Raw genomic sequence first — 1,618 nt, forward strand, 5'->3', positions numbered from 1 at the left:
CATGAAAGCACTGGTCCCCGTGAAGAGGGTGGTCGACTACAACGTCAAGGTTCGGGTGAAGACGGACGGGACGGGGGTGGAGACGGCCAACGTGAAGATGAGCATGAATCCGTTCGACGAGATCGCGATCGAGGAGGCGGTGAGGTTGAAGGAGCGGGGGGTGGTCAGCGAGATCATCGCGGTGTCGTGCGGGGTGACGGCGTGCCAGGAGACGCTGCGCACGGCGCTGGCGATCGGGGCGGACCGGGCGATCCTGGTGGAGAGCGTGGTGGAGCTGCAGCCGCTGGCGGTGGCCAAGCTGCTCAAGGCGCTGGTGGATCGGGAGCAGCCGGGGCTGGTGATGCTGGGCAAGCAGGCGATCGACGACGACTGCAACCAGACCGGGCAGATGCTGGCCGCGCTGGCGGACCTGCCGCAGGCGACGTTCGCCTCGAAGGTCGAGGTGGCCGAGGGGCGGGCGCAGGTGACGCGGGAGGTGGACGGGGGGCTGGAGACGGTGTCGGTGTCGCTGCCGGCGATCATCACCAGCGACCTGCGGCTGAACGAGCCGCGCTACGTGACGCTGCCCAACATCATGAAGGCCAAGAAGAAGCCGCTGGAGGTGATCACGCCCGAGGCGCTGGGGGTGGACGTGGCCCCGCGCCTGAAGACGCTGAAGGTGGCCGAGCCGGCCCAGCGGGGCGCGGGCATCAAGGTAGCGGACGTGGCCACGCTGGTGGCCAAGCTGAAGAACGAAGCGAAGGTGATCTGAGATGGCATCCGTACTCGTCATTGCTGAACACGACCACGGGTCGATCAAGGGCGCGACGCTCAACGCCGTGACGGCGGCCGCGCAGATCGGGGCGGTCCACGTGCTGGTGGCGGGCCTGAACGCCGGTGCGGCGGCGGCCGCGGCCGCGCAGATCGCCGGGGTCACCCGGGTGCTGCACGCCGACGGGGCGAGCCTGGCCGACGGGCTGGCCGAGAACCTGGCCGCGCAGGTGCTGGCGGTGGCCGGCGGCTACACCCACCTGCTGTTCCCGGCGACGGCCAGCGGCAAGAACGTGGCCCCGCGCGTGGCCGCGCGGCTGGACGTGGCGCAGCTCACCGACATCACCAAGGTGATCAGCGCGGACACCTTCGAGCGGCCGATCTACGCGGGCAACGCGATCGCCACGGTGCAGAGCGGTGATGCGGTCAAGGTGATCACCGTGCGCACGACGGGCTTCGATGCCGCGCCGGCGACGGGGGGCAGCGCGGCGGTCGAATCGGTCGCGGCGGTGGCCGACTCGGGCAAGAGCCGGTTCGTCGGGCGCGAGGTCACCCGGAACGACCGCCCGGAGCTGACGGCGGCCAAGATCATCGTCTCGGGCGGGCGGGCGCTGGGCAGCAGCGAGCAGTTCAGCGCGGTGCTCACGCCGCTGGCCGACAAGCTGGGCGCCGCGCTCGGGGCGAGCCGCGCGGCGGTGGATGCGGGCTACGCGCCCAACGACTGGCAGGTCGGGCAGACGGGCAAGATCGTCGCGCCGAGCCTGTACATCGCCGCGGGCATCAGCGGGGCGATCCAGCACCTGGCGGGCATGAAGGACTCCAAGGTGATCGTGGCGATCAACAAGGACCCCGAGGCCCCGATCTTCTC

At 70.6% G+C, this 1,618-nt stretch carries 2 protein-coding genes; both read left to right on the forward strand.

The features are described 5' to 3' along the window. Position 1 precedes the first annotated feature (1 nt). Positions 2 to 751, forward strand: coding sequence for an electron transfer flavoprotein subunit beta/FixA family protein (locus C7444_RS19900; RefSeq protein WP_110402594.1), 750 nt, complete (start codon positions 2 to 4; stop codon positions 749 to 751). Position 752: 1 nt separating this feature from the next. After that, positions 753 to 1,618, forward strand: an 866-nt coding sequence (locus C7444_RS19905) for an electron transfer flavoprotein subunit alpha/FixB family protein (protein ID WP_110402595.1), incomplete at its 3' end; no start/stop codon positions are given.

The organism is Sphaerotilus hippei, from assembly GCF_003201595.1.
GTDB classification, from domain to species: Bacteria; Pseudomonadota; Gammaproteobacteria; order Burkholderiales; family Burkholderiaceae_C; genus Sphaerotilus; species Sphaerotilus hippei.

What these genes read in the sequence shown, in the direction of transcription:
- C7444_RS19900 (WP_110402594.1), top strand. Translation starts at nt 2, where the DNA reads ATGAAAGCACTGGTCCCCGTGAAGAGGGTGGTCGACTACAACGTCAAG.